Here is a 26,188-nt window from a genome sequence, read left to right as displayed (position 1 = left end):
CTGATCCAATATTGGATCAGACTTTTTTGTCTTAAGGGACTATTCACTTACTTGGATGGTTTCTTCCTGATGACCATGGATCTCCTGGTCAGGTTTTTCATAATGAATGGTGACTGTATATTCCCCAGCTGATGAGAAAGTATAGGCGGATGTGTATTCACCGGGATTCGTTTCCTCAGCTGGTATGAACTTATGCTTGTCTAGTTGGGCTGAGCTGATTTCAAACTTTACCATTGCCTCTTCGAAAGGTTGTTCTTTATGATTAATATGTGCCGTAAGAGTGGAATCTTCAGCTGCTTTAAACTCTTGATCTTTCATAAAATGGACCATAAAATTACTGTGCCCGTGACCATGACTATCTTCTTTAGAAGCATGCCCCTCTTTTCCTTGATCATGACCACTTTCTTCTTTAGCCGCTTCGTCACCCTTCACTTGCACTTCAACTTGAGGCATGACATGCATACTTCGTGCCTGCGTATGAGCGATCACTTGGTAGGTGCCTGGTTTATCAAATGTATAGGCAGCCTCATACACACCACTTTCTGTATGTTCGGCTGCAATCGTATCTGATTTTTCTTGTCCAGATTGAGTATGCCATATTTCAAATTCCACAGAATCGGCGCCGGTCACTTTTTCTTCGCCTTGTGTAACGACGGCTTTAATCACAGATTCTTCTTTAACCGGCAGAGGTTCTTCCTCAAATTTCACTTCGACTTCTGTCATCACTGGTTCCTTATTTTCACTTGCATTATTTTCTTCACCCTCACTAGAGGATCCACATGCTGCAAGGATAGTAATTAGTGCAACTAACATTATGGATGATATAATTTTTTTCATGATAAAATCTCCTCGTTTCAAATTAACCGCCTCAATCATAACATGTGTAACTGCAAATGGCTGTGGCAATGGTGTGACGTTCTTTTCCTCCTGCAGAGCAATCGTTTTAATAAAAAGGATGGATCACATCTAGGAGAAAAAAAGCTAATCCTAAGGATCAGCTTTTAACGTTAATCGTTCCATGTATAGTTGTAGAAAGATTCATTCGTGACCCACTTTAATGCTTCCGGGTCATTTGCTTGGATCCCCTCATCGAGCATTTCGAGCATCCTTGCCGTTTGTGAAATGTGGGCACGCATGGCATTCAGCTTCTGCTCTTGAACTTTTGTTATGTCATGGACAACGTCTGGCTTACCCAGTTCCTCTTCTGTGTTATTTGCGAAAGCCACAGCGTGCAGTTTTGGTCGTCTTGCAGGCTCAATTCGTTCTAAAGCACGGACGACAGCTCTTGCTGTTGCTTCATGATCAGGGTGAACGGCATAGCCAGGATAAAAACTGATCACTAAGGATGGATCAAGTTCATTAATTAAATCACTGACAAGCTGGTTCATTTTGTCATCGTCTTCAAATTCTAATGTTTTATCGCGTAATCCAAGCATCCTAAGATCGGTAATTCCCATAGCCTCAGCCGCTTTCTGCAGTTCAACACGTCGAATGTTCGGAAGTGTTTCACGGGTAGCAAATGCTGGCATGCCAAGGTTCCTGCCCATCTCGCCAAGTGTTAAACAAGCATAGGTGAGTGGGGTCCCTTGATTTATATAGGAAGCAATGGTGCCTGAGACGCCAAAAGCTTCATCATCAGGATGTGGAAAAATGACGAGCACGTGGTTTTCTTTTTCGATCATGAGTGAATCACTCCTAACTAGTCATCTATTTCTACATTATTACTTAATTTACCTTGTTTTTAAAGCTATTTGTTTATTGAGAGGCAACATATGTTTACCTATTTTTACAGAAAGGAACATAGTGAAATAAAGATCGAAAATTGAAGGGAGTTATTATTGATATGGAAAAAAGAGCCCAACACCTCGTCAATTGGCTTCAAACAAAGGTTAAGGAAGCAGGAGCGAAAGGAGCCCTTGTTGGAGTAAGCGGCGGAATCGATTCTGCAGTCGTCGCTAATTTAATTAAACGTGCGTTTCCATACGAGTCACTCGGAGTGATTCTACCGATTAATCAGCGGGTGGAAGATCAAACGGATGCTGTTGCTACTGTGGAGAAGGCTAATCTTGAATATGTAGGTATAGAACTAACCGATGCTTATAAAGAAACCTATTCATCTATACAAAATAAGCTGGTGGAGAAAGGGGATTGGAAAGAAGAAAAATCTCAATTAGGAGGGGCAAACCTTCAAGCTCGGATGCGGATGAGTACACTGTACGCTGTTGCTAATAATTATGGTTATTTAGTCATAGGAACAGACAATGCTGCAGAGGATTATACCGGTTATTTCACAAAATATGGGGACGGTGGAGTAGATCTTGTTCCACTTATTCATATGAGAAAAGAGGAAGTACGGGAAATGGCCGCGTATTTACATGTACCAGATTCTGTAATTAAGAAAAAACCGAGCGCTGAACTTTGGGAAGGACAATCTGATGAAGAAGAGATGGGCATTTCTTATGAAGCGATTGATACCTATTTGCGAGGGGAGACTATTGCTCCCGATGATGAACAGCGTCTCAAAGATATTCACAAGCGTACAGAACACAAAAGGCAAGTTCCAGCCGGGCCTCCTAAATATGAAGAAAAGTGAGGAGATAGTATGTCGCAACGAACTGCATTGCTGATGATCGATATGATAAACAAAATGGATTTCGATGGAGGAGAGGACCTTCTTGAAAATACAAAAGCCATAACGGCTAATTTGCAAAAGCTAAAGTCCATGGCTAAACAAAGAGAGATGCCTGTCATTTACGTTAATGATAATTTCGGTTTATGGCAGGATAACAAGACAGAACTAATCAAAGAGTGTAAGCAAGGGCGAGGAGAGCCTGTGATTAATGAAATTCTCCCTGAAGAAGATGATTACTTTATCATTAAACCAAAGCACTCCGCGTTCTTTGGCACACAGCTCAGCATTCTTTTAGAGCAGTTGGCAGTATCGAATCTGATCTTAACAGGAGTAACGGGTGATATTTGTGTTTTATTCACTGCCAATGATGCATATATGCGAGGGTATGATCTATGGGTGCCAAGGGATTGTGTGGCATCAGAACAGGGAGAAGACAATCAGAATGCATTAAGGATTATAGAGCGATCACTTTCCGCAAAGACTATCAAAAGTTACGATGCCGATTTTGATACCATTTTTAAAGATTGACTTTTTTAAAAAAAATTGCATATTCTATAGGAAGAGAACAGATGTGTCCTTCCATTAAATTCTTTTCTTAAAGGAGAATGAATTATGAGTGTGGCTGTTCTTAACTAATCCCATTAATTGGATACATTCTGAAGAAATGCGAAAAAGACGTGCTTTGAGGCAGGTCGGATTTGTGTTTCCATTTTTTCAGAAACAGTAAGAACAAGCATAATCATAGCAGAAATGAAAGAAGTGTCTAAGGCTATGGCTTTCTTAAGTCATAGCTTTTTTGTGTCTTTCTAAATGGTGGAGCACATGAACGAACGCATCCGGGCGTTTTCGTTCTCCTTACAATCCATACATGAGCTGCGATGAGCTTTGTGCTTATCGTGGCTTTTTTTATGGCTTTATAAAAAATAGGAGGCATCTACATTGAATACGAAAACATATCAGAGTTTAGAGTTTAAGGAAATTTTAGAAGAAACAGCTCGTTACGCACTAACGAACGAAGGCAAGGAGACAATTTTAGCAATTGTCCCGTCAAGAAATAAGAGAGTAATTAGCCATTTACATCTTGAAATTGAAGAGGCAAAAGCGATTATAACTGGCAGCGGGAACGTTCCTATTCATTCATTAAGTGATGTCACTTATATGATCGAACAAGCGAAGAAGGGAATGTTTATTCGAGCTGATCAGTTCGCTCGCCTCGTAGCGTTCCTCGATCATTGTACAAAATTGAAGCGGTTCATGAATGGGAAGGAAATGATCGCACCTACCATTAGCTTATACGCCTGGTCGATTGCCGATTTAACGTTACTTGAGAAGGAAATTCATCGCTTACAAAGGACCGGATGAAAGAGGGAACTATATTGTCCAAATTAAAGCAAACGATTAACCATAAGCGGCTAAAGCTGCACATCCCAGCTAGCGAACTTTACCCAGCTGACTATGATTTTGACATTATTTTTAAATCGAAGTCATATCGAAAAATCAAGCATCAAATGGAGAGAAAGCATATAGAAGGATTGAATCTAGATGAAGAGGAATAAGCAGTTCCCTCGTTATACCCCTGCATGCATGCTATGATAAAAGTAACCATATTCATTGAGGTGATCATATGAGCAAGCGTATCAAGTGGTTTGTGATATCAGGAATCCTAGTCATTGCCGGCGCGCTCGTTATTCCAGAAGCCTATGCGTACTTGACAAAACGAAATTATGAAAGTGAAGTGGTCTCAGCAGAGGATATACCGGATGATTATAAAGTGGCTACCTTTGCCGGCGGTTGTTTCTGGTGTATGGAACCGCCCTTTGAAAAGCTTAAAGGTGTAAAAGAAGTAGTTTCCGGTTACACAGGGGGAGAGACAGAGAATCCTACCTATGAGGAAGTATCGGCTGGCGGGACAGGGCATCTTGAAGCTGTCCAAGTGTACTTCGACCCAGATGTGATTACGTATGAACAATTGTTAGATGTGTTTTGGAGGCAGATTAATCCTACTGATGATGGAGGACAGTTTGTTGATCGAGGCTATCAATATACGACTGCCATTTTTTACAACTCTGAAAAGCAGCAAAAGCTAGCAAAGCAGTCTAAACAAGAGATGGCTGAGTCAGGACGTTTTGAAGGGGAAATTGTTACACCTATCAGCCCTGCAGAAGAATTCTATCGGGCAGAGGAATATCACCAGGATTATTATAAGAAAAATGAGTTAAGATATAAATTTTACCGTGGAAACTCCGGACGTGATGATTATTTAGAAGAGACGTGGGGAGAAGATCGTAAGTTAGATCTACCTGAAAAAGAATCACAATAAGAAAACCCGCTGTCTGGGACGGCCAGATAGCGGGTTTTACTATGTTAATGTTTCCTCTTAATACTGTTCCGCTTCAGTAGGTTCAGTCATTGTCGGCTTTGATTGAAGATCAGTATAACCGACGAACCCGAATGAAAAGACAATGAGTAGCAAGATTGCAAATAGTACTTTTCTCATTAAAGAGCCCTCCAAGGAATAATGTGTTCTATACTCTATAGACGTATGACCTGTAAGAGATCCCTACAATGAATGGTGAAAGATAATGCAATGAATCGAAATCTACCTTATTTTATCAATTGTTTCAGGAAAGGGATCGGATTTTGTCTAATCGCTAGAATTTTCCTTTTTTATTTTACTTGCTATCTAGGACGATTGCAATACGTTTTGCGTATATCTAGTAGAAAAATTGCCCGATTAAGAAACAAGCTTTAACCCGACAACACCGGCGATAATACAACCAATAAAAAAGAGCCGTTGTACGCTTGCCTTTTCGTTAAATAATAGAATACCAAGCAGCACTGTTCCGACAGACCCTATTCCTGTCCAGATCCCATATGCCGTGCCAATAGGTAATTCTTTAAGCGAGAGGGATAGGAAGTATAAACTTAATCCACCTGAAACAATGGCCAGCAAAGTCGGGATTCGTTTGCGAAATCCATCTGAAAGCTTGAGGAATAACATGCCGAACATTTCACCTGTACCGGCAAGAAGTAAAAAGATCCAAGACATTATAACCCCTCCTCAGTAAGAACTTCCACCTTTGGCGTATCTGACATTTTCAACCCAATAATCCCAAAGATTAAAACGGCAATAAAAAAGACCTTTCCAGCGCTTTTGATATCGCCAAGAAATGCCATTCCGATTACGGCTGTACCGGCAGCGCCAATTCCTGTGAAGATGGCGTATCCTGTGCCGATGTCGATCATTTTTAATGCTTTTGTAAATAAAAAGAAGCTAATGAATATTGATAATAGTGTAAACCCGGAAATAATGGGTCTTGTAAAGCCTTCTGACATTTTCAGCCCAACGGCCCAGCCAATTTCGAACAGGGCCCCTATGAATAAATAGATCCAGGCCATAGTTAATCCTCCTCGCTTGATTTTTGCACCCCAAGCCAAAATATTTTAAAGCTGGCTTGCTCTCGCTTAGCCAGTGTATCTTTATCGTAGAAATTTTCTTCCAAAAATAGTCCATCGATCAGCGTGTAGAAAGCAGATAGTGTTTCATCAATGGGCAGATGGCGCAATGTTCCTTCATCCATCCCCTGCTTAAAAATAGGGCGGATAATGTCATTCGCCTGTTCTTCTACTTGAAGAAATACTTGTTTAATTTCATCGGAGAAGTCTTCAGGCGGAAAGAAAGTAAAACGCTTAAAGAACGTGCCTTCGGTTGAGTTTGCCATGTGATCAACATAGAAATGATAGACTTTCTCAAGTCGCTGTTTGACGGGTTGATCACCAGTTTGTCTCGTAAAGGCTTGGAAATGTTCGGATTCTTTAACAGCTACTTCCTTCAATACTTCAAGGAAAATTTCTTCTTTACTGGAAAAGTGATTGTAAAGAGACGGTTTCTTGATTCCTACTTTGGAAGCAATATCTGTAAGACTTGTATTTTCATAGCCATGATAAGCAAAACACTCAAGACTGACATCTATAATTTTTTGTTTTGACATTTTGAACCCCTCACTCACTCACTAACTAACGGTCGGTAGTTTGATCATATCATCGATGTTTTTGTTTGTCTAGAGGAGAAGATTGCTTTTTACAATCTTCGACACGTTTATCGAAGAAGGAGAAGGGTATATAAAACTTAGAAGGGAATTTTTCGAACGTTCATACAATTTCGGTAGAAGGGGACATGTCCGTGAATAGATACAAGTTGGATCGTTATGACGGTTCATATGCAATATTGGTTCAGGAGGATGCAGGGAAAAGTGAGTTTCTAGTACTGAAAGAACGATTAATTGCATTCGCGAAAACGGGAGATACGTTGGCAATTGACTTCGACAGTATTGGAAATTTAAAACAGGTACAAATTGTAGGGAAGGGCTATGAGAAACCTTCAAGTGAAGTGTAAAACACCGACCCATATTCCTTAGTATATGGATCGGTGTTTTGTTTATAGGATATTCATATCTGTAAACTCAGCAGTTGGAGCATCTTTTAGGTTGGTTTCTAAAAGTTTGTTGCTATTTAAAGTAATTTTTTGACCTGTAGAAAAGGACGGATTAACAGTTCGCATATTTCCCTCTGCCGTCTTCCTATACAAAAACAACACTCTTTACTAAAGGAGCCTTCTTCTAAAAAACTCACTATTTCGATTTTCATAATCAAAACACCAAGAAGACAGTCTTCTTGGTGTTTTGTTCTTATATGATCTCCTTTTTTAATTCGTGTTCTTTAATATAAGCTTTTGGAAGCATAATCGATTCAAAATCGAAAGGGGTGATTGCTGCATTTTGCTTCACTCGGTTAGGAAGGTCTGGATTTTGTAAAGCACTTGTAGCTAGACTAATTAAATCTGCTTTATCTTCCTGCACTAAGGAACTAGCTATAGCTGGGTCCTGTAACTGGCCATTTGCTATGATTGGCAAGCTGCTATACTGTTTAGCTGCTGCAGCGATGGATTTACTTCCTTCTCCAAAGCTCGACTTGGTTCCATCAGCATCTGTGACATGAATATAATCAAGAGGGGTATCATCTAAGCTTGAGAAGATGGTATCAGCATCACTTTCTCCGAGGGCCCAGCGATGATCAGAGTCTGTGACCTTCCCTTGTGATATCCGTATGCCAACAATAAATTCTTTCCCTACTGCTTTTCTTACTTCAATAATGATCTCTGTTAGAAGGCGGACTCTATTTTCCGTAGCTCCTCCGTACTGATCTTCGCGATGGTTCATATAATCGGTAAGGAATTCATCTAGCAGATAACCGTTCGCTCCATGGATTTCTACGCCATCAAAGCCTGCTTCCTTGGCATTAATAGCGGCCGTAACAAACCCTTGTTTGACCTGCTCCATGTTCGCGTGGGTCATTTCAATAGGGGTTGGATAGGGACCTTCTCCGCCGTAAAGGGGGATCATATCTCCCTTTGGCGGTACGGCAGATGGAGATATAGTATCATTCGCATGAATGTTGCCTTGAGATTGCGATCCGGCATGCATAAGCTGTGCTATAAAAGCAGCTCCATGCTTGTGGACGCCTTCTACGACCGGCTTCCAAGAATTCATTTGATCAACGTTCGCAAGACCAGGCTGGTTATGATATCCTTGAGAATATTTTTCATCGGGGTAAATTCCCTCCGTAATGATTGTCCCAAATCCACCTTTGGCGTAGCGCTCATAATATTTCTTCATTGTTTCATTGGCTCTCCCGTTGTTTTCGGCACTAATTCTCGTCATAGGTGCAACTACATAACGATTGTTAAGCAATGTTTGGTTGATTGGCAGTTCTTCAAATAAAGTAGTGTATTCTTCCTTCATCATACTCATCTCCTTTTCTACGCTAATCTTCATTTATCCAGAAATCGAGATAGTTAAACTAACTTTAAGAGTGAAGAAAGCCGTCACGAATAAGGTGACGGATTAGGTTATTCTATAGAATTGGTTATTTCCATGGCTTGTTTCAAGCGTTCTTCCTTTTTCGCTTCCGATGAATATTCGAGTTGATAAATAACATCTTTCTCCCCACTATACCATTCGATGAAAACGTGATCTTCTCGTTCTTGAACACCCGCAACGATCCCTGAATCAAGAGGGATTTGTAATTCGGATTCCTCTAAGTCGCTGCCAGGATTAAAAATTGTACGAACAAGAGCCTTATTCGCAGTTTTTGATTGATAAACGACTTCGACTTCATCCTCTTCGACCGTAGCTTCGAGTGATTGCAATTTAAAAGGCAATTCTTGAGGCAACCCTAATTTTTGTTGTTTTTCTTCTGACAAAGCCTCGATTGGAGCAGCAAAGGTTTCAGGGTAAAGGTTTTTCAAATGACTTAGAGAAAGATCAGGCCCAGATGAACAACCTGCTAATAGAACAAAAGCAATCGCAACAGATAATCTTTTGATGACTTTCACATTCATACACTCCCTACATTAAGCAACATCTACATGTCTAGGATATATTTTAGCACAAATGTTTAAACAGAAGAAAAACCACTAAACTTGCTGTTAAGAAAAATATAAATAGATTAATGACGTTCATGTGAAACCAAGTCAGGGGGTCTATCGTTATATGATTAGGTGGTATAGGAGGCAACATTTCAAACTCATAAAGAGTTAACTAAAGAAAAGGGTTTGAAAGAAGGAAGATGCGGGTCAGTGGTTTATAATATCTATTAAAAAGGGGAGTATCCAATGAATAATTTTGTAATTCGCACGTTTCAGGAGAATGACTTTGATGTGATCAAGTCTTTACTTGAACAAGAAGGATGGGACAATCTAGCTGGAAAAAGTCAAGAAACGATCCAAGCTTTACTTAATTCAGATCCAGCGTTAGTAGCTTTAGATGGAAACGATGTAATTGGATATTTACGTGGGCTGACTGACGGTGCGATTACATTATATATTTGTGAAGTTCTAGTTATGGAAAATTACCGTAAGCTAGGGATTGGACAACAATTAATTAATTTGGCACATGAATGTTACCCAAGTACAAGAATTGAGATGCTTGCTACGAGTGCTTCTCAAGAATATTATACCAATCGTGGCTTCCGCCGTTTTCACGGATTTAGAAAATCAGCAGAGGAAAGCGTATAGTCAAAAATTACAAAAATCCCCACCTCAGGTCATCCAGAATCTGGATGACCTGAGGTGGGGATAAATGGTTGTTAGGCTATTTCTTTGTGTTTGACTTTATTATCAGAATTTAATACACTATTTGAAAGTACGAAGAGTAGAGAATGAGATTAGATGAGTTGAGGAAATTAGGATGAGAAGAGCAGAGAGAGCTAAGGGATCGACAGGACCTGCACGATGAGGGTTTTTCGATGGTCTGAGCCAATTTTTAAAAATGTTTCATCCACTAATTTTTTGCCCCTCAACATCTCATTTTCCATAAAAACTTTTATGGAGAGGTGAGCATATATGAGTATGACCACAATGGAATCGTTCCTCGAAAGCACAAAGGAATACCACACGATTCCAATTACCCAAACGTTTTATACCGACACGCTAACACCAATTCACATGTTTCACGCCTTAAAAGAAGAAGCAGTCTATATGCTTGAGAGTCAAGACCCTGAATCACCATGGTCTAATTTTTCGTTCATTGGTTTAGATCCGATGATTGATATTCAACAAAATGAAGATCAATTCATCATCCATGATTTTCACACAGGGGAAGAGGAGGGCAGATCCTCTTTGAAGGGGGCTTTTGAGGACACTGTGGAAGCCCTCCGAGTAAAACCGGCAGAAGTGCCACTGCCATTTAAGGGTGGAGCTGTAGGCTATATCGCTTATGATGGGATCTCCGATTATGAACCTGTTGATAAGGCACTTGATGATGAGGTTAACCTATCCAATTATCATCTGTTATTTTGCCAGACGCTCATTGCCTATCATCATAAAACAAAGGAAACGACGATCTTAACCTATGCAAGGCTTGATGATAGATCAGATGAAATGCAGGTCTACAATTCTGCAAAAGAAAGATTGCAATCCGTAGGACGGGCGTTAAAAGAACAAAGCTTTTTACCGGATTTAATGTTGGCAGATGAAGACGATGATGAACAATCACACTCGATTGAATTGACAAGTAATTATGATAAGCCTGCCTTTAAGATGGACGTAAAAAACATCAAAGAGTACATCCGAGCGGGTGATATCTTTCAAGCTGTTTTATCCCAGCGTTTTGAGGCGATAACAAATAGAAGCGGCTTTGAACTTTATCGGGTTTTAAGAAAAGTGAATCCCTCCCCATATATGTTCTATTTACACTTTCAGGACGTTGAAGTCATTGGCAGCTCACCGGAACGATTGTTACAGGTACAGGGTCGTGAACTTGAGATCCATCCGATCGCCGGTACGAGAAAACGTGGTGCTACACAAGAGGAAGATGATGCACTTGCTGAGGAGTTGCTTGCTGATGAGAAAGAGCAAGCCGAACACCGTATGCTTGTTGATTTAGCCAGAAACGATATCGGGCGGGTATCCGAATACGGAACCGTAAACGTCCATGATTATATGACGATCGGACGTTTTTCAAAGGTCATGCACATCATTAGCAAGGTGACAGGCCAGCTTAAAGAAGAGATTTCACCTATTGATGCCCTAATATCAGCTTTTCCAGCAGGAACGCTGTCAGGAGCACCAAAGGTTCGAGCCATGCAAATTTTAAGGGAATTAGAACCAACTCCACGTCATCTTTACGGCGGAGGAATTGTATATTTAGGATTTGACGGCAATATTGACTCCTGTATCACAATCCGAACAATGACACTCGTCAATGGGAAAGTGTACGTTCAGGCAGGGGCTGGCATTGTAGCCGATTCGGATCCAGAAGCTGAATATCAGGAAACATTGAATAAAGCGAGTGCTTTAAAAAGAACGATTGAGTTAGCAGAGTATTTATTTGAGCAGAGTAGAGAAGGAGCTGAGATGAAATGAAACAACAATTGAGCAGAATAGTAGAGGGAGATATCCTAACAGAAGAAGAAGCCTATGTAACAATGAACCAAATCATGAAAGGGGAAGTATCGACAGGGCAGCTCATGAGTATGCTTTCTGTCATGCGTCACAGAGGAGAGTCCGTTGAGGAAATGACTGGCTTCGTCCGGGCGATGCGCGCGAACATGACGGAACTCGAGTTAGAGCAAAATGACATCGTTGATACATGCGGAACAGGGGGCGACAGCAGCTCCACCTTTAACATATCGACAGCCGTTTCGATCATATTAGCAGCACTGGATGTGAAAGTCGCTAAGCACGGCAACCGTAAAGTGTCGTCAAAAAGCGGCAGTGCTGATGTGTTAGAAGCTTTAGGCATCCCGATTGATACGACCCCGGAGCAGGGAGCCAAGGCGATTTCGGAAAAAGGGATGACCTTTTTGTTCGCCCCAAACTATCATCAGGCGATGAAGCACGCTGTGCCAGCACGGCAAGAACTAGGTTTTCGCACGGTTTTTAACCTCCTAGGTCCCATGGCCAATCCGGCGAACGCCAAGCGTCAGCTCATTGGCATTTATGATACGGCCTACGCTGAAAAGATGGCAGAAACGCTAAACAAGCTAGGCTCTAAGCACGTGTTATTGGCTACCGGCAGGGATGGATTGGATGAAATCACCATGACGGGTGTCACTGACTTAGTTGAGTTAAAAGATGGTGAGGTTCATAGGTTTACGATTACACCTGAAGAACTCGGCTTATCAAGAGGAAAGCTTGAGGATATTCAAATTACTGATAGTCAACAAAGTGCCGATTTAATTAAGCAAGTCATCATAGGCGAAGCCAATGAGAGTGCCATGACCATCGTAACGATGAACGCTGCAGCAGGTCTGTATGTGGCAGGAAAAGCTTCCGACTTAACGGACGGCGTAAAACGTGTTCAAGATGCGATTAAGAGCGGAAGCGTACAAACGTATTTCGCATCGATTCAGGGAGAAGAGGAGAATCGTCAGTATGCTTGAAACCATTTTAGCTATCAAAAAACAAGAAATTGAAACGATATACTTGCCAGAGCAAGCGCAAGTAACAAAGCAATCATTCTATCACTCCTTGAAACAGTCTCCTTATGCTGCAGGGTTGATTGCTGAGGTGAAGAAAGCCTCTCCTTCAAAAGGGATTATTCGGGATGATTTTAACCACGTGATGGTCGGGAGGCAGTATTCAGATGCGGGTGTGCAGGCAATTTCCGTGCTTACGGATCAGCATTTCTTCCAAGGACATCGTGATTTCTTGACTGATATTAAAAAGTCTGTGAATGTACCGGTGATGAGGAAGGATTTCATTATCGACCCGGTTCAGGTCGCTGAAAGTCAGTTAATTGGGGCTGATGCCATTTTGTTAATTGGGGAAGCGATGGAAGCGAGCAAATTACATGAACTTTATTCGCAGGCATATGAAGCGGGACTAGAAGTGCTAGTTGAGGTGCATAGTGAGGAAACGCTCGAAGGATTGTTGAAGGAGTTTACCCCAGAGATGGTAGGGATTAATAATCGTAACTTGCACACGTTTGAAACATCACTTGAGCAAACGAGGCGGATGGCGGAGCTTGTTCCAAAGGAGTCGCTGCTCGTTTCTGAAAGTGGAATTTTCACTCATGACGATATGAAGCAGGTCGCAAGTTATGGTGCGGAAGCGGTATTAGTAGGTGAGTCCCTCATGCGCCAGGACAATATTAAACAAGCAGTTGGAAAGCTGATGAATGGGGTGAATGTGTGATGTATGAACCGTTAGTGAAATTTTGCGGGAATCGGTCTCTTAGTGATGTTGAAAAAACGGCCTCCTCATCAGCCACACACCTCGGTTTTATTTTCGTTAATAAGACAAAGCGTTACGTGCGGCCGGAGCAGGTCGGCAGGTGGATTAGTAGGGTCAGGCCAAAGCAGAAGCTCGTCGGTGTCTTTGTCGATCCTTCTATTGACCAGCTGGATGAAGTGTTGGCGTTTGCGCCGCTTGATGTCATACAACTTCATGGCAATGAGACCGTTTCTGAAGTGTTAAAGATCAAAGAATCCTTCGGGCTGCCCGTTTGGAAGGTGATTCATCATCAAGCAAACGGGGGAGAGCAGATGGATCTTTTTCAAGGAGTAGCAGATGGCTACGTCATCGATTCGAAAGTAGACGGTGCCTACGGTGGAACTGGCATTCAGTTTGATTGGGATGCGATCCAAAGTTATAAGGAAATGGCTAGCGACCAAAATGTATCTTGTTTCATCGCAGGCGGGATTAAACCTGAGAATATCGATCAGCTGATGACACATGAGCCAGAAGGAATCGATGTATCAAGTGGAATTGAAACGAATGAACAGAAGGATATTAATAAAATTCAAGCCGTAATGAAAGAGGTGGGGCATCATGTTGCAAGTTTTTCCGGACGTTAAAGGCCGATTTGGGGATTTTGGAGGCAAGTATGTTCCAGAGACGTTGATGGGACCATTACAAGAGCTGGAAGAAGAGCTGACGAAAGCAATGGGTGATCCTGATTTCGTTCAAGAGTATCATAATGTACTGAAGGAATATGCCGGACGCCCTACTTCCTTAAGCTTTGCTGATCAAATGACGGAACATTTAGGCGGCGCTAAAATTTATTTAAAACGTGAAGATCTAAATCATACAGGTGCCCATAAAATGAACAATGCGATTGGTCAAGGGCTTTTGGCTAAGAGAATGGGCAAAAAGAAAATCATCGCTGAAACAGGAGCGGGTCAACATGGTGTTGCCTCGGCCACAGTAGCAGCTAAGTTCGGACTCGAATGCCAGGTTTATATGGGGGAAGAAGATATCCGTCGTCAAGAGCTGAATGTATTCCGTATGAAGCTGCTTGGAGCGAAAGTGATTCCGGTTTCAAGCGGGAATGGCACATTGAAGGATGCAACTAATGAAGCGATTCGCTACTGGGTTGCGAATTGTGAGGATCACTTCTACTTAATCGGCTCTGTCGTCGGACCGCATCCGTATCCAAAAATGGTTAGGGATTTCCAGCGTGTGATAGGCGATGAATCAAAACAGCAGTTTTTAGAAGTGGAAACGAACATGCCTGACCGCATTTATGCCTGTGTTGGCGGGGGAAGCAATGCGATGGGGATGTTCTATCCTTTCCTCGAAGGTTCGCCTGAATTGATCGGCGTGGAAGCTGCAGGGAAAGGCATTGATACGCCTGAGCATGCAGCTACATTGACCAAAGGGAATCCTGGTGTGATTCACGGTTCACTAACGTATTTAATGCAGGATGAAAATGGACAAATTACCGAGCCTTATTCCATCTCAGCAGGGCTTGACTATCCAGGGATTGGGCCTGAACATGCCCATCTTTTCCAAACGAAACGGGTGAGGTATGAGTCGATTACAGACCAGGAAGCACTAGATGCTTTGAAACTTTTGACGGAACAAGAAGGAATCATTCCCGCGATTGAAAGTGCCCATGCGTTGGCACAAGCTTTTAAGGAAGCCGGAGAAATGAGTTCGGATCAAACGATTTTAATCAACCTTTCCGGCCGCGGAGATAAAGATATGTCCACATTAATGGAGCACTTTCAGGAGGAGAAATAACATGCTGACGAAGACATCATTCCAAGGAAAACTAACGAAAACGGACGATTTGTTTATTCCTTTTATTGTAGCTGGCGACCCAAGCCCTGAGCTTACGATTGAGTTTGCTTTGCGTTTGCAAGAAGCGGGTGCGGACGTGCTTGAACTTGGAATTCCTTATTCTGATCCACTAGCAGACGGTCCTACGATTCAACGAGCAGCAAAACGTGCCTTAAAAAATGACATGTCGTTGACGAAGGCCATTAAACTTGTGCCTCAGCTGCGACGTGCGGGTGTAGAGATTCCTGTCGTAATTTTCACTTATTTTAATCCTGTTCTGCAGCTAGGCTACCAGCGTTTCTTTGAGTTGCTTGATGAAAATGGGGCAGAAGGTGTTCTTATTCCTGATCTCCCATATGAAGAAAGCGAGGAGATACGGAAGCTTGCTGCTGATCGTAATGTTGAATTTATCTCACTAGTGGCCCCAAACTCCGATACACGCATCAAGCAAATTGCTGAGGATGCGAAAGGCTTTCTTTATTGTGTATCGACCCTTGGGGTAACAGGTGAACGAAATGACATGTCTGCAGATGTACTGACTTTTATTAAAAAAGTAAAAGAGCACAGTTCTGTGCCTGTGGCTGTAGGATTCGGGATTTCGACGAATCAACATGTAAAACTCGTACGTGAGCATGCAGATGGAGTGATTATCGGAAGTAAAATCATAAGGTTAATTGAAGACAAGCTTGAAGAACTTGAAAATGGAGCCGAAGCGGAAGCATTGGATCGCTTCTATCAAGAAGTCCACGAGCTTGTGAAGTAAAGAGTTAAGAAGATGAGTGAAGAGGAGCTGAGCTGAGTTGATTTACATGATCGATCATTATGATTCATTCACATATAACCTCGTTCAATATTTAGGAGAGCTTGGGGAAGACATTGTCGTACGACGCAATAATGAGGTGACGATAGAAGAAATTGAACGGTTAAAGCCGGATCTGCTTTTTCTGTCACCTGGACCTTGTTCACCAGATGAGACAGGTATCACGATGGATGTTATTGACTACTACAAAACCCGAATACCGATATTTGGGGTCTGTCTTGGTCACCAGGCACTTGCCCAAAGCTTTGGTGGAAAAGTCATTCGGGCCGATAAGTTGATGCATGGAAAGTCGTCACAAATCCATCATGACGGACAAGGGATTTATCAAGACTTAAGTAATCCGATGGAAGCCATGCGCTACCATTCACTGATCGTTGACCTTGACGGATTGCCGGAGTGCTTTGAAGTGGTGGCTGCCACTGTAGAAGGTGAAATTATGGGGATTCGCCATACTGATTTACCGATCGAAGGGGTCCAATTCCACCCTGAATCGATTGGAACAGGTGATGGGAAGACGTTACTGATGAATTTAATTAAACAACGTGTTAAAGCATTAATTTAATAAATATTAGCCTGCTAGCTTTATAAAAGCTAGCAGGCTTTTTTAGGTCTTTGGACTTAATTTTTTGCGACTTTTAAGAGTCTTTTAGAAATTTATTAGAAATTTCCCAAGAGTTACGCTATTTCTGGAACCTATGTGATCAAAGTGTTACAACACTTTGTGAAAATATTTACATACTAAAAAACCGATAAATATGATATTTTTGCGAATGAGATAGCTATTTTCACAATCTTTAAAAGTATGTTAGGTTAGAATACGTTGTGTTTACAGAGCTCACATAACACGAAAAATAATCGTAAATAATGGTCTAGACTAGCATGTACGAATTCAATTTTATTATCTTGGGAGTTGAGTGTATAGTTATGGAATTACAAAATGATCCAACGTTACTTTGGTATATTGGACTTTACGCCGTTGTAATGATCGCAATTGGAATCTTTATGTCGAAAAAAATATCAGGAAGTGAAGACTTCGTTCTGGCGGGGAAAAGTTTAGGACCGTTTGTTTTAATGGGAACTCTGCTTGCTACATGGACAGGTAGTGGGAGTATTTCTGGCGGAGAAACATCAATGGCCTTCAGCTATGGAATATGGCCGGCACTATTTTTGATGCTTCCTACTTTAATTGGTATCATCATTCTTTATGTTATCGCACCAAAAATCCGCGAATTCGGCAAATTTACGGTTTCCGGCATTCTTCAAGCCAAATATGGCCGTAAATCACGGAACCTTGCAAGTGTGATTATTATTCTTGCCTATGTGGGTATTGTTTCTTACCAAATGAAAGGTTTCGGATTTATTTTAAACTTAACAACAGGGATGTCAGTGGAACTAGGAACCTTGCTTGGCGGTATTATGATTATCTTCCTAGCAATGGTTGGCGGGCTTCGTTCTGTATCCCAAACCGATGCAATTAGTGGGTTCCTAATGGTGGGAGGACTTATTATCACCGTACCAACGATCATCGCAGTAGCAGGCGGCTGGGGAGACATAGTTGCTAATGTGCCTGAGTCTCACATGACAGCGACTGGCGGACTAACAACGATTCAACTGTTGGGTTTCCTGCTGCCATCTCTATTTCTACTGCTAGGTGACCAAAACATGTATCAACGTTTGGCATCATCTAAAGGGGATAGTTCAGCTAAAAAGGGACAAATCGGTTGGCTAATCGCCATGATTATCATTTCGCCATCGATCTCGATTATTGCGTTTGCCTCTCGTTCCATCTTCCCGAATATTGATCCAGGCATGGCATTAATGGCAACAACGCTTGCAATGCCTACAGTGATTGGCGGAATCTTGCTAGCCTCTGCAGCGTCCTTTATCATTACGACAGGAAACTCTTATTTATTGTCAGCTGCAACAAACTTAACGTATGATATTTACGGAAATTATATTAATAAAGAGGCTTCCGATAAAAAACTACTAAGCATGACAAGAATCTTTATCGTAGCACTCGGCGTTTTCTCTTATCTATTAATCAGCTACTTCCCAACAGTACTTAGTGTACAAATGTATGCCTACACAGTTTATGGAGCCGGTTTAACCCCAGCGTTGCTCGCCGTATTCTTCTGGAAACGCGTGAATGCAGCTGGCGGGATTTCATCCATGCTTGCAGGTGTTGTTACAACATTAACGTGGGAAGTTATTTTGCAAAAACCGTTTGAAATCAACAGTGTTGTTATAGCGGTTCCGGTCGCTATTATCGTATTGATTGTAGTTACTTTAATGACAACGAATGGCGATAGCCGGACTCGTGAACCGGTGAATGCTTAATGATAAAGCCTTCTGATTTTACTTGTGACTGCTGAAAGTTAACTTTAATAAGGGGAAGGAATATAAATCAAACAAGCTGATCACCTATATCTAATAGGTGATCAGCTTGTTTTCACTATAAATAGATTTTGAAGTACCCGCTAAGGTGATTTTTGGTCAACAATTCGTCGACAAGTGGTTTTTTACATGTATTGCGTTAATGAGTTACATAAGGAAAACCCCTGCATAGCAAGGGCTTTAAACATTTCTGTATTAGTGGAGCATAGCGGGCTCGAACCGCTGACCTCTACACTGCCAGTGTAGCGCTCTCCCAGCTGAGCTAATGCCCCGTCTGAATCGACAATTTTTATTATACCTTTTTCACTTTATCGATTCAATACTTTTTTACAAAAACTTAATTGCACGAAAATGTCTATTGCATTCTATTTGGAATAATTGCACATAATTTCGCTTAATTGCGAAATCAGTCCATATTTGCACATTTGAAAATTTAGTCACTGACCGGTCCGTGCCCATGGACTTGAAAAATCCCTTTTTCAATAATAAGGCGAGATCATTAAATAAACAATAACCCCTGTTAGGCTTACATATAACCAGATGGGCATTGTCCAGCGGGCGATTTTTTTATGACGTTCATCTTGCCGGGTCAAACCACGGAATAGAGTAATTAAGGCTAGTGGAACAATGGCAATGGATAGTAATATATGTGAAATTAAAATAAAGTAATATAGATACATAATAAATCCATCTGCCCCAAAGTGCGTCGATTCAGCAATCGCATGGTAGGTAAGGTACGAGAGCAAGAAGAAAAAGGTTGTTGTAAAAGCAGCCAACACAAAGCGTTTATGTGCTTTAATGTTTCGCTGTTTAATCATAATCAGCGCTGCTAGTAAAAAGATGAATGTGAAGCTATTCAGGACAGCATTCAGCAAGGGCAAAAATGTTACCTCTAAATGACTGAATTGATCAAACTTCGGCATAAAGAAAAGCAGGGCAATTAACCCATTAATCACGATCGTAAGCGTTACAACGATGCCTGTATAATTTTTTTTACTGGATGTGTGATTATTCATTTATAAATCCCCTTTTGACTATATTATCCATTTGTGAACTCGTTTAGATAAATGAAACTATAATTAACAGGGAAAATAGGATGGTTAAATGATTGAGAGAAAAAACAAACATCATTGTTCCCCATTTATAGTCCTCCACTTTACGAAAGCTGATAAATCCTATGATTATCCAAGCAAGAGTTAGTCCAAACATGGCGAAGGCAACAATTTTACTGAATGATAAAAATAGGAAAGAAGAGGCAAGTAATAGTACCAAATAAATGAACGTATGAACTTTTGTACGGCGGATGCCTTTAATCACCGGTAGCATCGGTACTTTTGCGTTTTTGTAATCTTCTAACCTTCTTATCGCGATCGCATAGAAATGTGGGGGCTGCCATAGAAACATTAACATAAATAACCCGATGGAAACGGGATGGATAAGCTCAGGTGCGATGGCAGCCCAGCCAATTAATGGTGCAATGGCGCCTGATAAGCTGCCAACTTCTGTATTATAGATGGTTTTTCTTTTCGTCCACATCGTATAAGGAACTAAATAAAGAAACAGTCCTAGAAAACCTACAAACGCTGTTAGACTGGAAATGAAAAATAATAGGACGATGCCAACAACGGCAAGTACAACTCCGAGCCATAACGCAAATTTAGGTGTAACGGAACCCGTGACTGTTGGTCTTTCCATCGTTCTTTTCATGATGGCATCAATATCCCGGTCATAATAATTGTTAATTGCTCCAGCCCCGCCAACGACAAATGTTGTACCGAAAAACGCCAGGAATATGATCAAAATATTATTAACAAAACTCACATTATAGATGGATAGAGCCACAGACAGTCCGGCAAACATTCCTAAAAGGTTAGACTTGACGATTCCATCTTTTACGATAGCCTTCAACATGCCCCAGGTAATAGATGTTTTTATAGAAAGAGAATCTTCTACAATGGCTTCTCTACTCTTCATATTGGTTCCCCTTTTCTATTAAATCTCACATGAATTAATCTAAGTCATTTATACCATTCTAACAGGAATTTGTTTTAGGGGGAGGGGAATCCTATTTTAGTCAAAAAGATGTCGAACCTTTGTGAACAATTTTTATACATTTTTAGACTTTTTAGATTTCTCGGGAGTACATTCCTTACAAAAAAATAAGCTTGCCATCTTAAGTAGATGGCAAGCTTGTTTTCACAATGCGCGCTTTTCTTGGGAGTCATAAGGATAGGGGCTATACTGTGTGCTGTCGTTCCACATTTCATTAAATTTATCGGTCCACTCCTCTGCAATCTTTTTACTTTTTATAATAACGAGGACTTCATCATTTTTATTCTCGGCAGAATATGTGAAATTATAGGAACCTGAGGTGGTAAGCTTTTTATCTGAAATCATAACTTTTAGATGCATATTGCCTTCATGGGTATTAATCTTAACAGGTACACCTGATTGAATTAACTTTTGGATATTTGCTGTTTGCTTTGTTTGATCAACAACCTGTGTTTTATCCGTAATAACTCGGACATTTACCCCTCTTTGTGTAGCCTTGGAGATATGTGTGACAAAATCACCTTCCGTTAACAAAAACATGGCAATATCTAAAGACTTTTCCGAGTTATCGATCACATTAATTACTTTCTGTTTTGGGGATTTATTTGATTTAGAAAAAATGTAGTCTACTTGGGCTGGTTCCACTTCTACAGGTTTGTCTTTTCCTGCAAATTTGTAGAATCCATAAGTAATGGAACCTATGATGACAGTTGTTGCACCTGCGGCAGCTAACAATTCCATAATATCGCCCCTTTTTGATGATGATTAAGTATATGTTTCCTCCTTTTTGTCCTATTCTTTGAAACATTGATATGAGAACAAGCAGCACTTCCGTCAAGTTACACCGGGTTCAATCTGCAATGTTTTTGTTAAACTTGAAAGTGTAGCCTTTGTCCCTAATGGCACAGCAAAGTGTGGCAAGCAGTGACCGATCTTAAATCCTGACAGCACAGGCTTGTTAAGGTGAGAGAAATAGAAATTGAAAACTTGTTGTAGTGTTAATGATTCGTCAGGCTTCTTCGGTTCAGCTTTACTAAAATCACCAACAATAATCCCGGCTGCCTCCTCTAATTTGCCGGCAAGTTTTAGCTGGCTTAAAAAGGAATCAATCCGATAAGGCTCTTCACCAACATCCTCAATCAGCAGTAGTTTATTTTTCGTATCAATTTCGTAAGCTGATCCAATTGAATTCACGAGTAAAGATAAATTCCCCCGACGATTTCCCCGCTAGCTTCGCCAGGACTGATGGTACGTAGAGGAGTGATGGCTTCAGAGTAAGTCAAAAACATGGGTTCAAAGAGCTGGTTAAACATTGATTGAGAAAATGGATCGAAGTTTTCCTTGCCAACGTCTGAACTAAGCATAGGCCCGTGAAAAGTGACGAGCCCAGTCTTTTGGCGAATAGCATTATGTAAAAACGTAATATCACTGTAGCCCCAAAAGATTTTTGGATTCCGTTTAATAAACTTGTAATCAATCATGGAAGCAATTCTGCTCGTTCCGTACCCACCGCCTGCACATATAATCCCGTTAGTGAACCGATCTGCAAACATTGTGTGAAGGTCTTCGAGACGCTGTTCATCTGTGCCAGCCAAATATCCATATTTACAATGAACATGTGGGGCTATTTTGACTTGTAAGCCTAGTTGATTTAAAAAGTGGATGGAACGTTGTAAGCTTTCCAAATTTGGCGGGCTGGCAGGCGCGATTACACCAATTGTGTCTCCATGCTTTAGTCTTTTAGGAAGTAACATAGGTTTTCCCTCCGATAGTAAAAAGAGACCCCATGCGCGTAAACGGGCCCTCTTTCTGTTTTACACAGGCTACACAGCTATTATATGCGTGTGAATCTTTAGAGAAGTACTGTCATATTCATTAACTAAATGTTGTACGTGTAGCAAGTTCTGTCATCACCAACATCGCTTGATAGGCTTCACGAATGTCTTTTGCTTTAAATGAAACAATAGTTGAGTTTGATTCCATTTTTGTGCCTGGCATGAGGCTTGCCCACTCGGCCTGACCATAATTAGCAAATTCAATCCGAAGCGTCGGGTGGGAAGGAGGAACCAGTGGTTGAATTTGACTGCGTTTATCGATCGCTTCCGCCGTTTTACGCTTAAGTAGCTCACCGGCTTTTTTCGGTGATAACGTTTTAACTGCGGAGCGTGAAATGGTTTCTTTTACAGGGGCTGTGACAATGTTAGGAATCAGCTTTTCCGCTTCCTGTGTCGCCATATCATCACCCGCAACCATAAGTATGGGAACTCCAAAGTACCCTGCAAAGTAGGCATTCAGTCCAAGTTCACCGACAACGACTTCATCGATGAAAAAGTTTCGGACAGCAGAAGTCATGGAGTGTGACATGACACCTCTTTGGCCTGCTCGGGCATGGTAGCCTACAAAGATTGCACCATCATACAAGTGATCCAACCCTTGCACCATTGAAAAAGGTTTGACATCCCCAGTGATGAGCTGGGCTTCTGGGTGAAGGTATTCTACCAGCAAATTATTCATTTTGGAGTGGCTGTCGTTAACGATTATTTCTGAAACCTTTTCGTCAAAAGCAGACTGGATCACATCATTCGTTTCATCTGTCATTAGTTTACGACCACGTTCGTAATTATGTTTGGTTGACTCTACAAAGGTGGCATCGGGCAGACCAGTTACTCCTTCCATGTCCACAGATATGTACAATTTCATAGGAATAGCATCTCCTTTTAATTTCATTAATTTTCAAATAATAGTATCAATGTATAACAGATATGACAAATTTTATTAAGTGAAAAATTATAGATTTTAAACTGTGTTTTATTTAAAGATGGCAGGGGAATAGTAAGGATATAAGAATAGCAGTCAGGTATTTTCGTGCGAGGTGTTTTTTTATGTTATTTTCCGGGACGAGGCTTTCTGATCTTCCTCGTATAGCTATCATTTTGATTATAGCAGGGTTTATATCGGTTGGTAGTGCTTTTTTTATTTTTATAGAAATAGCTGAAGATGTAATGGAAAAGGAGAAATTCGCTGCTGATCAAATTGCCACAGATCTAGTGAATACGATCAGTACAGGGCAGCTTTCTATTGTGGTAGGTTGGATCACGGAAGCAGGGGCAGTACCGATTATTACAGTAGCTTCTATAGTGTTAGCGATCTATTTACTGTTTTTCTCCTCGTTCAGTGCATGGGTAACCGTCTATTTTGGTGTAAATATGATCGGAATTAGTCTGTTGACTAAAGGATTAAAGCTGATGTTTGAAAGACAGCGTCCTGATACGTTGGTGCAATATGATGGAACAGGCTTTAGTTTTCCAAGTGGTCATACGACAGGGGCCGCAACTTTTTATGGATTCTTGATCTACCTTACTGTCATCAGCCCTTTAGATAAAAGATGGAAATGGCCGATTAATATTCTATTGGCAACCGTCATTTTACTCGTCGCTCTTAGTCGTGTTTATTTAGGTGTCCATTTCTTTACAGACATAATAGCTGGTCTTTTGCTAGGTCTTTCCTGGTTATTCATTTGTATTGGGGCGTTAGAACTAACGATATGGAGACAGAGAAGACGTCAAAGAAAATCGGTAGGTTAGGTAAGTCAATTGATGGGTATAAGTAAGATAAGCAAGTTGTAAAGAAGGAGTTGGAACAAGGATGTTATATATTTTAGCGATACTACTACCGCCGTTAGCTGTGCTATTGACTGGAAAACCAATGAAAGCCTTACTGAATTTGATCTTAACATTGATCTTTTACGTGCCAGGCGCCGTTCATGCTGCCGTTGTTGTAAAAGGTCATTATGATAGTCGAAAAGGATAAATATAAAAGGAGTTCACGAGAAGGTAATCTGTGAACTCCTTTTTTCATTTACACACCGCGTTTATTTCCCCAAAGTAATGCATGTACTTGTGGTAAGACACGGACATGATTGAGTGTTGTTGATGCGACAACTTGATCAATGAGCCATTCATATTTTGTTAAAAGATCTGTAGCCAGGCGAGAGGCTTGAGATTCCTCTAAATCATCATTCCCCACTTGGAGGAAGAAAGAGATGGAAGGATATCTTTGATGAACCTGTTCCGCATAAGCGAGATCTTCTTCACTAAAAATAACTACCTTCAGGCTTGTGTGTGACAGTCGATCATTGGTTTCCAGCTGCTGAATGATCTCATCTAACACATGCCAATTTGTATTCATCTTCGAGCTTGGGGGTTTAGGTGAAATCGTTAAGTCATCAATGGTAAGAAACCAGTCTTGCCAGCGGCTGCCCTGTGTTTCAAGTGCAACTTCAATGTCCAATTCGTGAAGGGAGTTGATCAACTCATGAAGGTTTTTGAGCAGGGCAGGATTGCCGCCCGAAATAGTCACATGGTCAAAATGGTCACCGCCTGTTTCTCGAAGCTGCTGCACAATCTCTTCAGCCGTTAAACGATGGACTTCTTCCTTGGCACTGCCATCCCACGTAAAGGCGGAATCACACCAAGAGCAGCTATAGTCGCATCCTGCTGTTCGAACAAACATCGTTTTTCTTCCTACAACCATTCCTTCCCCTTGAATCGTAGGACCGAAAATTTCTAATATGGGAAACTTATTCATGACCCATCCACTCCCGTCTTACTTCAGCATAGCTTGTGGGTGTTTCATAAAGCTGAACAAATTCAACCCGCAGATCGTCTCGTTCTTGTTGTACGGCTTCTTCCATTTTTTCATAAACCCAGACGACCATATTCTCTGCCGTTGTATTCATTTGAGGCAGCGTATCGTTTAGGTAGCGATGATCAAGATGAATTTCGATTTGCTCTTTCCAAATCTTCTTAATATCACCGAAATCGATGACGAGGCCAATCTCATCAACAAAGCCGCTAATGCCGAAAATGACTTTATACGTGTGTCCGTGGAGATTTTTGCACTTTCCTTCATAGCAATGTAAGTGATGGGCGGCGTCAAAGGTAAACTCTTTGCTGACGAGTACACGCCTGTTATGATATTTCAATTCATGACGTTTAATATCTTCATCAATTTTTTGCAAGTTCTCGACAATGGTAAAACCATATTGATGCATTAGCGATTCACCTCTTTCCGCTGATCGAGGTAGGTTTCAAGGCCGTTTTGTCTGAGTTTGCAAGCTGGGCACTCTCCGCATCCATCCCCACGAACACCGTTGTAACACGTCAACGTTTTTTCACGAACATAGGTGAAGGCGTCCAAATCATCAGCAAGCTCCCACGTTTGCGCTTTATCAAGCCACATGAGCGGTGTGTGAACGACGAATTGATCATCCATTGATAAGTTCAATGTTACGTTTAGTGATTTTATAAAGACATCACGGCAATCTGGATAGCCGCTAAAGTCTGTTTCACAAACGCCTGTAATCACGTGCTTTGCCCCGACCTGTTTTGCGAGAATAGAAGCAAAGGATAAGAACAATAAATTACGACCAGGTACGAAAGTGGAAGGCAATTCTCCGTCCTCGCCATCTTTTACGTCAATGTCATCTCTTGTTAAGGCATTTGGTGCTAACTGGCTTAACAAAGACATATCCAACACATGATGATTCACATTAAGATCAGCAGCAATCTCTCTTGCCACTTCGATTTCTTCATTGTGCCGTTGATTATAATCAAATGTTACAGCCTCGACTTCATCATACTTTTCAAGAGCCCAGAACAGACAAGTCGTACTATCCTGTCCCCCGCTAAACACAACAACGGCTTTATTTTTATTCATAAAAAAA

Annotated in this window: 31 protein-coding genes, 1 tRNA gene and 1 pseudogene; 17 read left to right on the top strand and 16 right to left on the bottom strand. The window is 41.2% G+C overall.

Annotated features, from left to right (window positions below):
* Positions 1-39: 39 nt before the first annotated feature.
* On the bottom strand, positions 40-837 hold the full coding sequence (locus MUO15_RS08000; protein ID WP_245035015.1) for a FixH family protein: 798 nt from the start codon (positions 835-837) through the stop codon (positions 40-42).
* A 170-nt stretch (positions 838-1,007) separates the two neighbouring features.
* Complete coding sequence (gene bshB2, locus MUO15_RS07995) at positions 1,008-1,682, bottom strand: bacillithiol biosynthesis deacetylase BshB2 (protein ID WP_245035014.1); 675 nt, start codon at positions 1,680-1,682, stop codon at positions 1,008-1,010.
* Between the two features lie 161 nt (positions 1,683-1,843).
* Here bshB2 and nadE point away from each other — a divergent pair, with 161 nt between their 5' ends.
* The 5 genes from nadE to msrA all read left to right on the top strand — a co-directional run bounded on the left by nadE (position 1,844) and on the right by msrA (position 4,952).
* Positions 1,844-2,593 (top strand): NAD(+) synthase, encoded by a 750-nt coding sequence (gene nadE, locus MUO15_RS07990; RefSeq protein WP_245035012.1) that lies wholly within the window; start codon positions 1,844-1,846, stop codon positions 2,591-2,593.
* Between the two features lie 9 nt (positions 2,594-2,602).
* Complete coding sequence (locus MUO15_RS07985; RefSeq protein WP_245035010.1) at positions 2,603-3,160, top strand: cysteine hydrolase family protein; 558 nt, start codon at positions 2,603-2,605, stop codon at positions 3,158-3,160.
* Between the two features lie 411 nt (positions 3,161-3,571).
* The gene (locus MUO15_RS07980; protein ID WP_245035009.1) at positions 3,572-3,994 is read left to right on the top strand and encodes a hypothetical protein; all 423 of its coding nucleotides are present in this window, start codon (positions 3,572-3,574) and stop codon (positions 3,992-3,994) included.
* Positions 3,995-4,008: 14 nt separating this feature from the next.
* On the top strand, positions 4,009-4,188 hold the full coding sequence (locus MUO15_RS07975) for a DNA mismatch repair protein MutS (RefSeq protein WP_245035008.1): 180 nt from the start codon (positions 4,009-4,011) through the stop codon (positions 4,186-4,188).
* A 68-nt stretch (positions 4,189-4,256) separates the two neighbouring features.
* Complete coding sequence (msrA, locus tag MUO15_RS07970) at positions 4,257-4,952, top strand: peptide-methionine (S)-S-oxide reductase MsrA (RefSeq protein ID WP_245035007.1); 696 nt, start codon at positions 4,257-4,259, stop codon at positions 4,950-4,952.
* A gap of 414 nt (positions 4,953-5,366) precedes the next feature.
* Here the strand turns inward: msrA and MUO15_RS07965 are convergent, their stop codons facing one another.
* Genes MUO15_RS07965 through MUO15_RS07955 form a run of 3 tightly spaced genes read right to left on the bottom strand, consistent with a single transcriptional unit; the run spans position 5,367 to position 6,624 of the window.
* Positions 5,367-5,681: a DMT family transporter gene (locus MUO15_RS07965; RefSeq protein ID WP_245035006.1), complete on the bottom strand. Its 315-nt coding sequence runs from the start codon at positions 5,679-5,681 to the stop codon at positions 5,367-5,369.
* A complete protein-coding gene (locus MUO15_RS07960; RefSeq protein ID WP_245035004.1) occupies positions 5,681-6,031 on the bottom strand; it encodes a DMT family transporter in 351 nt (116 codons plus the stop codon). Before MUO15_RS07960 ends, MUO15_RS07965 begins: the two co-directional genes overlap by 1 nt.
* A 2-nt stretch (positions 6,032-6,033) precedes the next feature.
* Positions 6,034-6,624, bottom strand: a complete 591-nt coding sequence (locus tag MUO15_RS07955) for a TetR/AcrR family transcriptional regulator (protein ID WP_245035002.1) — start codon at positions 6,622-6,624, stop codon at positions 6,034-6,036.
* A 191-nt stretch (positions 6,625-6,815) separates the two neighbouring features.
* Between MUO15_RS07955 and MUO15_RS07950 the strand changes: the two genes are divergently transcribed.
* Positions 6,816-7,028 (top strand): hypothetical protein, encoded by a 213-nt coding sequence (locus MUO15_RS07950; RefSeq protein ID WP_245035001.1) that lies wholly within the window; start codon positions 6,816-6,818, stop codon positions 7,026-7,028.
* Between the two features lie 292 nt (positions 7,029-7,320).
* Here the strand turns inward: MUO15_RS07950 and MUO15_RS07945 are convergent, their stop codons facing one another.
* Together MUO15_RS07945 and MUO15_RS07940 are read right to left on the bottom strand one after the other, a co-directional pair.
* Positions 7,321-8,436 (bottom strand): oxidoreductase, encoded by a 1,116-nt coding sequence (locus tag MUO15_RS07945; RefSeq protein ID WP_318036209.1) that lies wholly within the window; start codon positions 8,434-8,436, stop codon positions 7,321-7,323.
* A gap of 104 nt (positions 8,437-8,540) precedes the next feature.
* Positions 8,541-9,026: a hypothetical protein gene (locus tag MUO15_RS07940; RefSeq protein ID WP_245035000.1), complete on the bottom strand. Its 486-nt coding sequence runs from the start codon at positions 9,024-9,026 to the stop codon at positions 8,541-8,543.
* Between the two features lie 279 nt (positions 9,027-9,305).
* On the opposite strand from MUO15_RS07940, the gene MUO15_RS07935 reads away from it, so the two are divergent.
* The 9 genes from MUO15_RS07935 (at position 9,306) to MUO15_RS07895 (ending at position 18,354) form a co-directional block, all read left to right on the top strand.
* Positions 9,306-9,707, top strand: coding sequence for a GNAT family N-acetyltransferase (locus MUO15_RS07935; protein WP_245034999.1), 402 nt, complete (start codon positions 9,306-9,308; stop codon positions 9,705-9,707).
* 333 nt (positions 9,708-10,040) lie between these two features.
* Positions 10,041-11,555, top strand: coding sequence for an anthranilate synthase component I (gene trpE / locus MUO15_RS07930; RefSeq protein WP_245035906.1), 1,515 nt, complete (start codon positions 10,041-10,043; stop codon positions 11,553-11,555).
* Entirely contained in the window at positions 11,552-12,574 is a 1,023-nt protein-coding gene (gene trpD, locus MUO15_RS07925) for an anthranilate phosphoribosyltransferase (protein ID WP_245034998.1), read from the top strand. Before trpE ends, trpD begins: the two co-directional genes overlap by 4 nt.
* The gene (trpC, locus tag MUO15_RS07920; RefSeq protein WP_245034996.1) at positions 12,567-13,328 is read left to right on the top strand and encodes an indole-3-glycerol phosphate synthase TrpC; all 762 of its coding nucleotides are present in this window, start codon (positions 12,567-12,569) and stop codon (positions 13,326-13,328) included. The genes trpD and trpC overlap by 8 nt, the downstream gene beginning before the upstream one ends.
* Positions 13,328-13,990, top strand: a complete 663-nt coding sequence (locus MUO15_RS07915) for a phosphoribosylanthranilate isomerase (protein WP_245034995.1) — start codon at positions 13,328-13,330, stop codon at positions 13,988-13,990. Before trpC ends, MUO15_RS07915 begins: the two co-directional genes overlap by 1 nt.
* Positions 13,965-15,158, top strand: coding sequence for a tryptophan synthase subunit beta (trpB, locus tag MUO15_RS07910; protein WP_396266328.1), 1,194 nt, complete (start codon positions 13,965-13,967; stop codon positions 15,156-15,158). Before MUO15_RS07915 ends, trpB begins: the two co-directional genes overlap by 26 nt.
* Before the next feature lies 1 nt (position 15,159).
* Complete coding sequence (gene trpA / locus MUO15_RS07905) at positions 15,160-15,960, top strand: tryptophan synthase subunit alpha (RefSeq protein WP_245034994.1); 801 nt, start codon at positions 15,160-15,162, stop codon at positions 15,958-15,960.
* Positions 15,961-15,997: 37 nt separating this feature from the next.
* Positions 15,998-16,579 carry an anthranilate synthase component II gene (locus MUO15_RS07900; protein ID WP_245034993.1) on the top strand — a complete coding sequence of 194 codons (582 nt, stop codon included), beginning with the start codon at positions 15,998-16,000 and terminating at the stop codon, positions 16,577-16,579.
* Positions 16,580-16,941: 362 nt separating this feature from the next.
* Positions 16,942-18,354 (top strand): sodium:solute symporter family protein, encoded by a 1,413-nt coding sequence (locus MUO15_RS07895; protein WP_245034991.1) that lies wholly within the window; start codon positions 16,942-16,944, stop codon positions 18,352-18,354.
* 256 nt (positions 18,355-18,610) lie between these two features.
* Here MUO15_RS07895 and MUO15_RS07890 read toward each other — a convergent pair.
* The 6 genes and pseudogenes from MUO15_RS07890 to MUO15_RS07865 form a co-directional block, all read right to left on the bottom strand.
* Positions 18,611-18,683: transfer RNA gene (locus MUO15_RS07890), tRNA-Ala, on the bottom strand.
* Positions 18,684-18,890: 207 nt separating this feature from the next.
* The gene (locus MUO15_RS07885; protein ID WP_245034990.1) at positions 18,891-19,427 is read right to left on the bottom strand and encodes a DUF420 domain-containing protein; all 537 of its coding nucleotides are present in this window, start codon (positions 19,425-19,427) and stop codon (positions 18,891-18,893) included.
* A gap of 43 nt (positions 19,428-19,470) precedes the next feature.
* Complete coding sequence (gene cyoE / locus MUO15_RS07880) at positions 19,471-20,385, bottom strand: heme o synthase (protein ID WP_245034989.1); 915 nt, start codon at positions 20,383-20,385, stop codon at positions 19,471-19,473.
* A 222-nt stretch (positions 20,386-20,607) separates the two neighbouring features.
* On the bottom strand, positions 20,608-21,204 hold the full coding sequence (locus MUO15_RS07875; protein ID WP_245034988.1) for a phospholipase D-like domain-containing protein: 597 nt from the start codon (positions 21,202-21,204) through the stop codon (positions 20,608-20,610).
* A gap of 93 nt (positions 21,205-21,297) precedes the next feature.
* Positions 21,298-22,217: pseudogene (locus MUO15_RS07870) on the bottom strand (S66 peptidase family protein).
* Positions 22,218-22,338: 121 nt separating this feature from the next.
* A complete protein-coding gene (locus MUO15_RS07865; RefSeq protein ID WP_245034986.1) occupies positions 22,339-23,163 on the bottom strand; it encodes a M55 family metallopeptidase in 825 nt (274 codons plus the stop codon).
* Between the two features lie 182 nt (positions 23,164-23,345).
* Between MUO15_RS07865 and MUO15_RS07860 the strand changes: the two genes are divergently transcribed.
* The gene (locus MUO15_RS07860; protein WP_245034985.1) at positions 23,346-24,047 is read left to right on the top strand and encodes a phosphatase PAP2 family protein; all 702 of its coding nucleotides are present in this window, start codon (positions 23,346-23,348) and stop codon (positions 24,045-24,047) included.
* 61 nt (positions 24,048-24,108) lie between these two features.
* Complete coding sequence (locus MUO15_RS07855; protein ID WP_245034984.1) at positions 24,109-24,273, top strand: YqaE/Pmp3 family membrane protein; 165 nt, start codon at positions 24,109-24,111, stop codon at positions 24,271-24,273.
* 48 nt (positions 24,274-24,321) lie between these two features.
* On the opposite strand, the gene queE is transcribed toward MUO15_RS07855, so the two are convergent.
* The 3 genes from queE to queC are packed head-to-tail and all read right to left on the bottom strand — an operon-like array spanning position 24,322 to position 26,181.
* Positions 24,322-25,050, bottom strand: coding sequence for a 7-carboxy-7-deazaguanine synthase QueE (gene queE / locus MUO15_RS07850; protein WP_245034982.1), 729 nt, complete (start codon positions 25,048-25,050; stop codon positions 24,322-24,324).
* Positions 25,043-25,516 (bottom strand): 6-carboxytetrahydropterin synthase QueD, encoded by a 474-nt coding sequence (gene queD, locus MUO15_RS07845; protein WP_245034980.1) that lies wholly within the window; start codon positions 25,514-25,516, stop codon positions 25,043-25,045. Before queD ends, queE begins: the two co-directional genes overlap by 8 nt.
* Positions 25,516-26,181 (bottom strand): 7-cyano-7-deazaguanine synthase QueC, encoded by a 666-nt coding sequence (gene queC / locus MUO15_RS07840; protein ID WP_245034979.1) that lies wholly within the window; start codon positions 26,179-26,181, stop codon positions 25,516-25,518. The genes queD and queC overlap by 1 nt, the downstream gene beginning before the upstream one ends.
* Between the last annotated feature and the right edge of the window lie 7 nt (positions 26,182-26,188).

The organism is Halobacillus amylolyticus (assembly GCF_022921115.1).
In the GTDB taxonomy this organism is placed as follows: Bacteria; Bacillota; Bacilli; order Bacillales; family Halobacillaceae; genus Halobacillus_A; species Halobacillus_A amylolyticus.
The sequence above is the reverse complement of the archived record's forward strand: the minus strand, read 5'-3'. Positions and strand labels throughout refer to the sequence as shown.

Excerpts from the sequence above, each read along its gene's own strand:
- MUO15_RS07865 (WP_245034986.1), bottom strand. The coding sequence starts at position 23,163 with ATGAAATTGTACATATCTGTGGACATGGAAGGAGTAACTGGTCTGCCC.
- queD (WP_245034980.1), bottom strand. The coding sequence starts at position 25,516 with ATGCATCAATATGGTTTTACCATTGTCGAGAACTTGCAAAAAATTGAT.
- MUO15_RS07895 (WP_245034991.1), top strand. The coding sequence starts at position 16,942 with ATGGAATTACAAAATGATCCAACGTTACTTTGGTATATTGGACTTTAC.
- MUO15_RS07945 (WP_318036209.1), bottom strand. The coding sequence starts at position 8,436 with ATGATGAAGGAAGAATACACTACTTTATTTGAAGAACTGCCAATCAAC.
- MUO15_RS07860 (WP_245034985.1), top strand. The coding sequence starts at position 23,346 with ATGTTATTTTCCGGGACGAGGCTTTCTGATCTTCCTCGTATAGCTATC.
- cyoE (WP_245034989.1), bottom strand. The coding sequence starts at position 20,385 with ATGAAGAGTAGAGAAGCCATTGTAGAAGATTCTCTTTCTATAAAAACA.
- queE (WP_245034982.1), bottom strand. The coding sequence starts at position 25,050 with ATGAATAAGTTTCCCATATTAGAAATTTTCGGTCCTACGATTCAAGGG.
- trpA (WP_245034994.1), top strand. The coding sequence starts at position 15,160 with ATGCTGACGAAGACATCATTCCAAGGAAAACTAACGAAAACGGACGAT.
- MUO15_RS07955 (WP_245035002.1), bottom strand. The coding sequence starts at position 6,624 with ATGTCAAAACAAAAAATTATAGATGTCAGTCTTGAGTGTTTTGCTTAT.
- bshB2 (WP_245035014.1), bottom strand. The coding sequence starts at position 1,682 with ATGATCGAAAAAGAAAACCACGTGCTCGTCATTTTTCCACATCCTGAT.
- MUO15_RS07855 (WP_245034984.1), top strand. The coding sequence starts at position 24,109 with ATGTTATATATTTTAGCGATACTACTACCGCCGTTAGCTGTGCTATTG.
- msrA (WP_245035007.1), top strand. The coding sequence starts at position 4,257 with ATGAGCAAGCGTATCAAGTGGTTTGTGATATCAGGAATCCTAGTCATT.
- MUO15_RS07885 (WP_245034990.1), bottom strand. The coding sequence starts at position 19,427 with ATGAATAATCACACATCCAGTAAAAAAAATTATACAGGCATCGTTGTA.
- trpB (WP_396266328.1), top strand. The coding sequence starts at position 13,965 with ATGTTGCAAGTTTTTCCGGACGTTAAAGGCCGATTTGGGGATTTTGGA.
- MUO15_RS07965 (WP_245035006.1), bottom strand. The coding sequence starts at position 5,681 with ATGTCTTGGATCTTTTTACTTCTTGCCGGTACAGGTGAAATGTTCGGC.
- MUO15_RS07935 (WP_245034999.1), top strand. The coding sequence starts at position 9,306 with ATGAATAATTTTGTAATTCGCACGTTTCAGGAGAATGACTTTGATGTG.
- trpC (WP_245034996.1), top strand. The coding sequence starts at position 12,567 with ATGCTTGAAACCATTTTAGCTATCAAAAAACAAGAAATTGAAACGATA.
- trpE (WP_245035906.1), top strand. The coding sequence starts at position 10,041 with ATGACCACAATGGAATCGTTCCTCGAAAGCACAAAGGAATACCACACG.
- MUO15_RS08000 (WP_245035015.1), bottom strand. The coding sequence starts at position 837 with ATGAAAAAAATTATATCATCCATAATGTTAGTTGCACTAATTACTATC.
- trpD (WP_245034998.1), top strand. The coding sequence starts at position 11,552 with ATGAAACAACAATTGAGCAGAATAGTAGAGGGAGATATCCTAACAGAA.
- MUO15_RS07915 (WP_245034995.1), top strand. The coding sequence starts at position 13,328 with ATGTATGAACCGTTAGTGAAATTTTGCGGGAATCGGTCTCTTAGTGAT.
- MUO15_RS07985 (WP_245035010.1), top strand. The coding sequence starts at position 2,603 with ATGTCGCAACGAACTGCATTGCTGATGATCGATATGATAAACAAAATG.
- queC (WP_245034979.1), bottom strand. The coding sequence starts at position 26,181 with ATGAATAAAAATAAAGCCGTTGTTGTGTTTAGCGGGGGACAGGATAGT.
- MUO15_RS07875 (WP_245034988.1), bottom strand. The coding sequence starts at position 21,204 with ATGGAATTGTTAGCTGCCGCAGGTGCAACAACTGTCATCATAGGTTCC.
- MUO15_RS07960 (WP_245035004.1), bottom strand. The coding sequence starts at position 6,031 with ATGGCCTGGATCTATTTATTCATAGGGGCCCTGTTCGAAATTGGCTGG.
- nadE (WP_245035012.1), top strand. The coding sequence starts at position 1,844 with ATGGAAAAAAGAGCCCAACACCTCGTCAATTGGCTTCAAACAAAGGTT.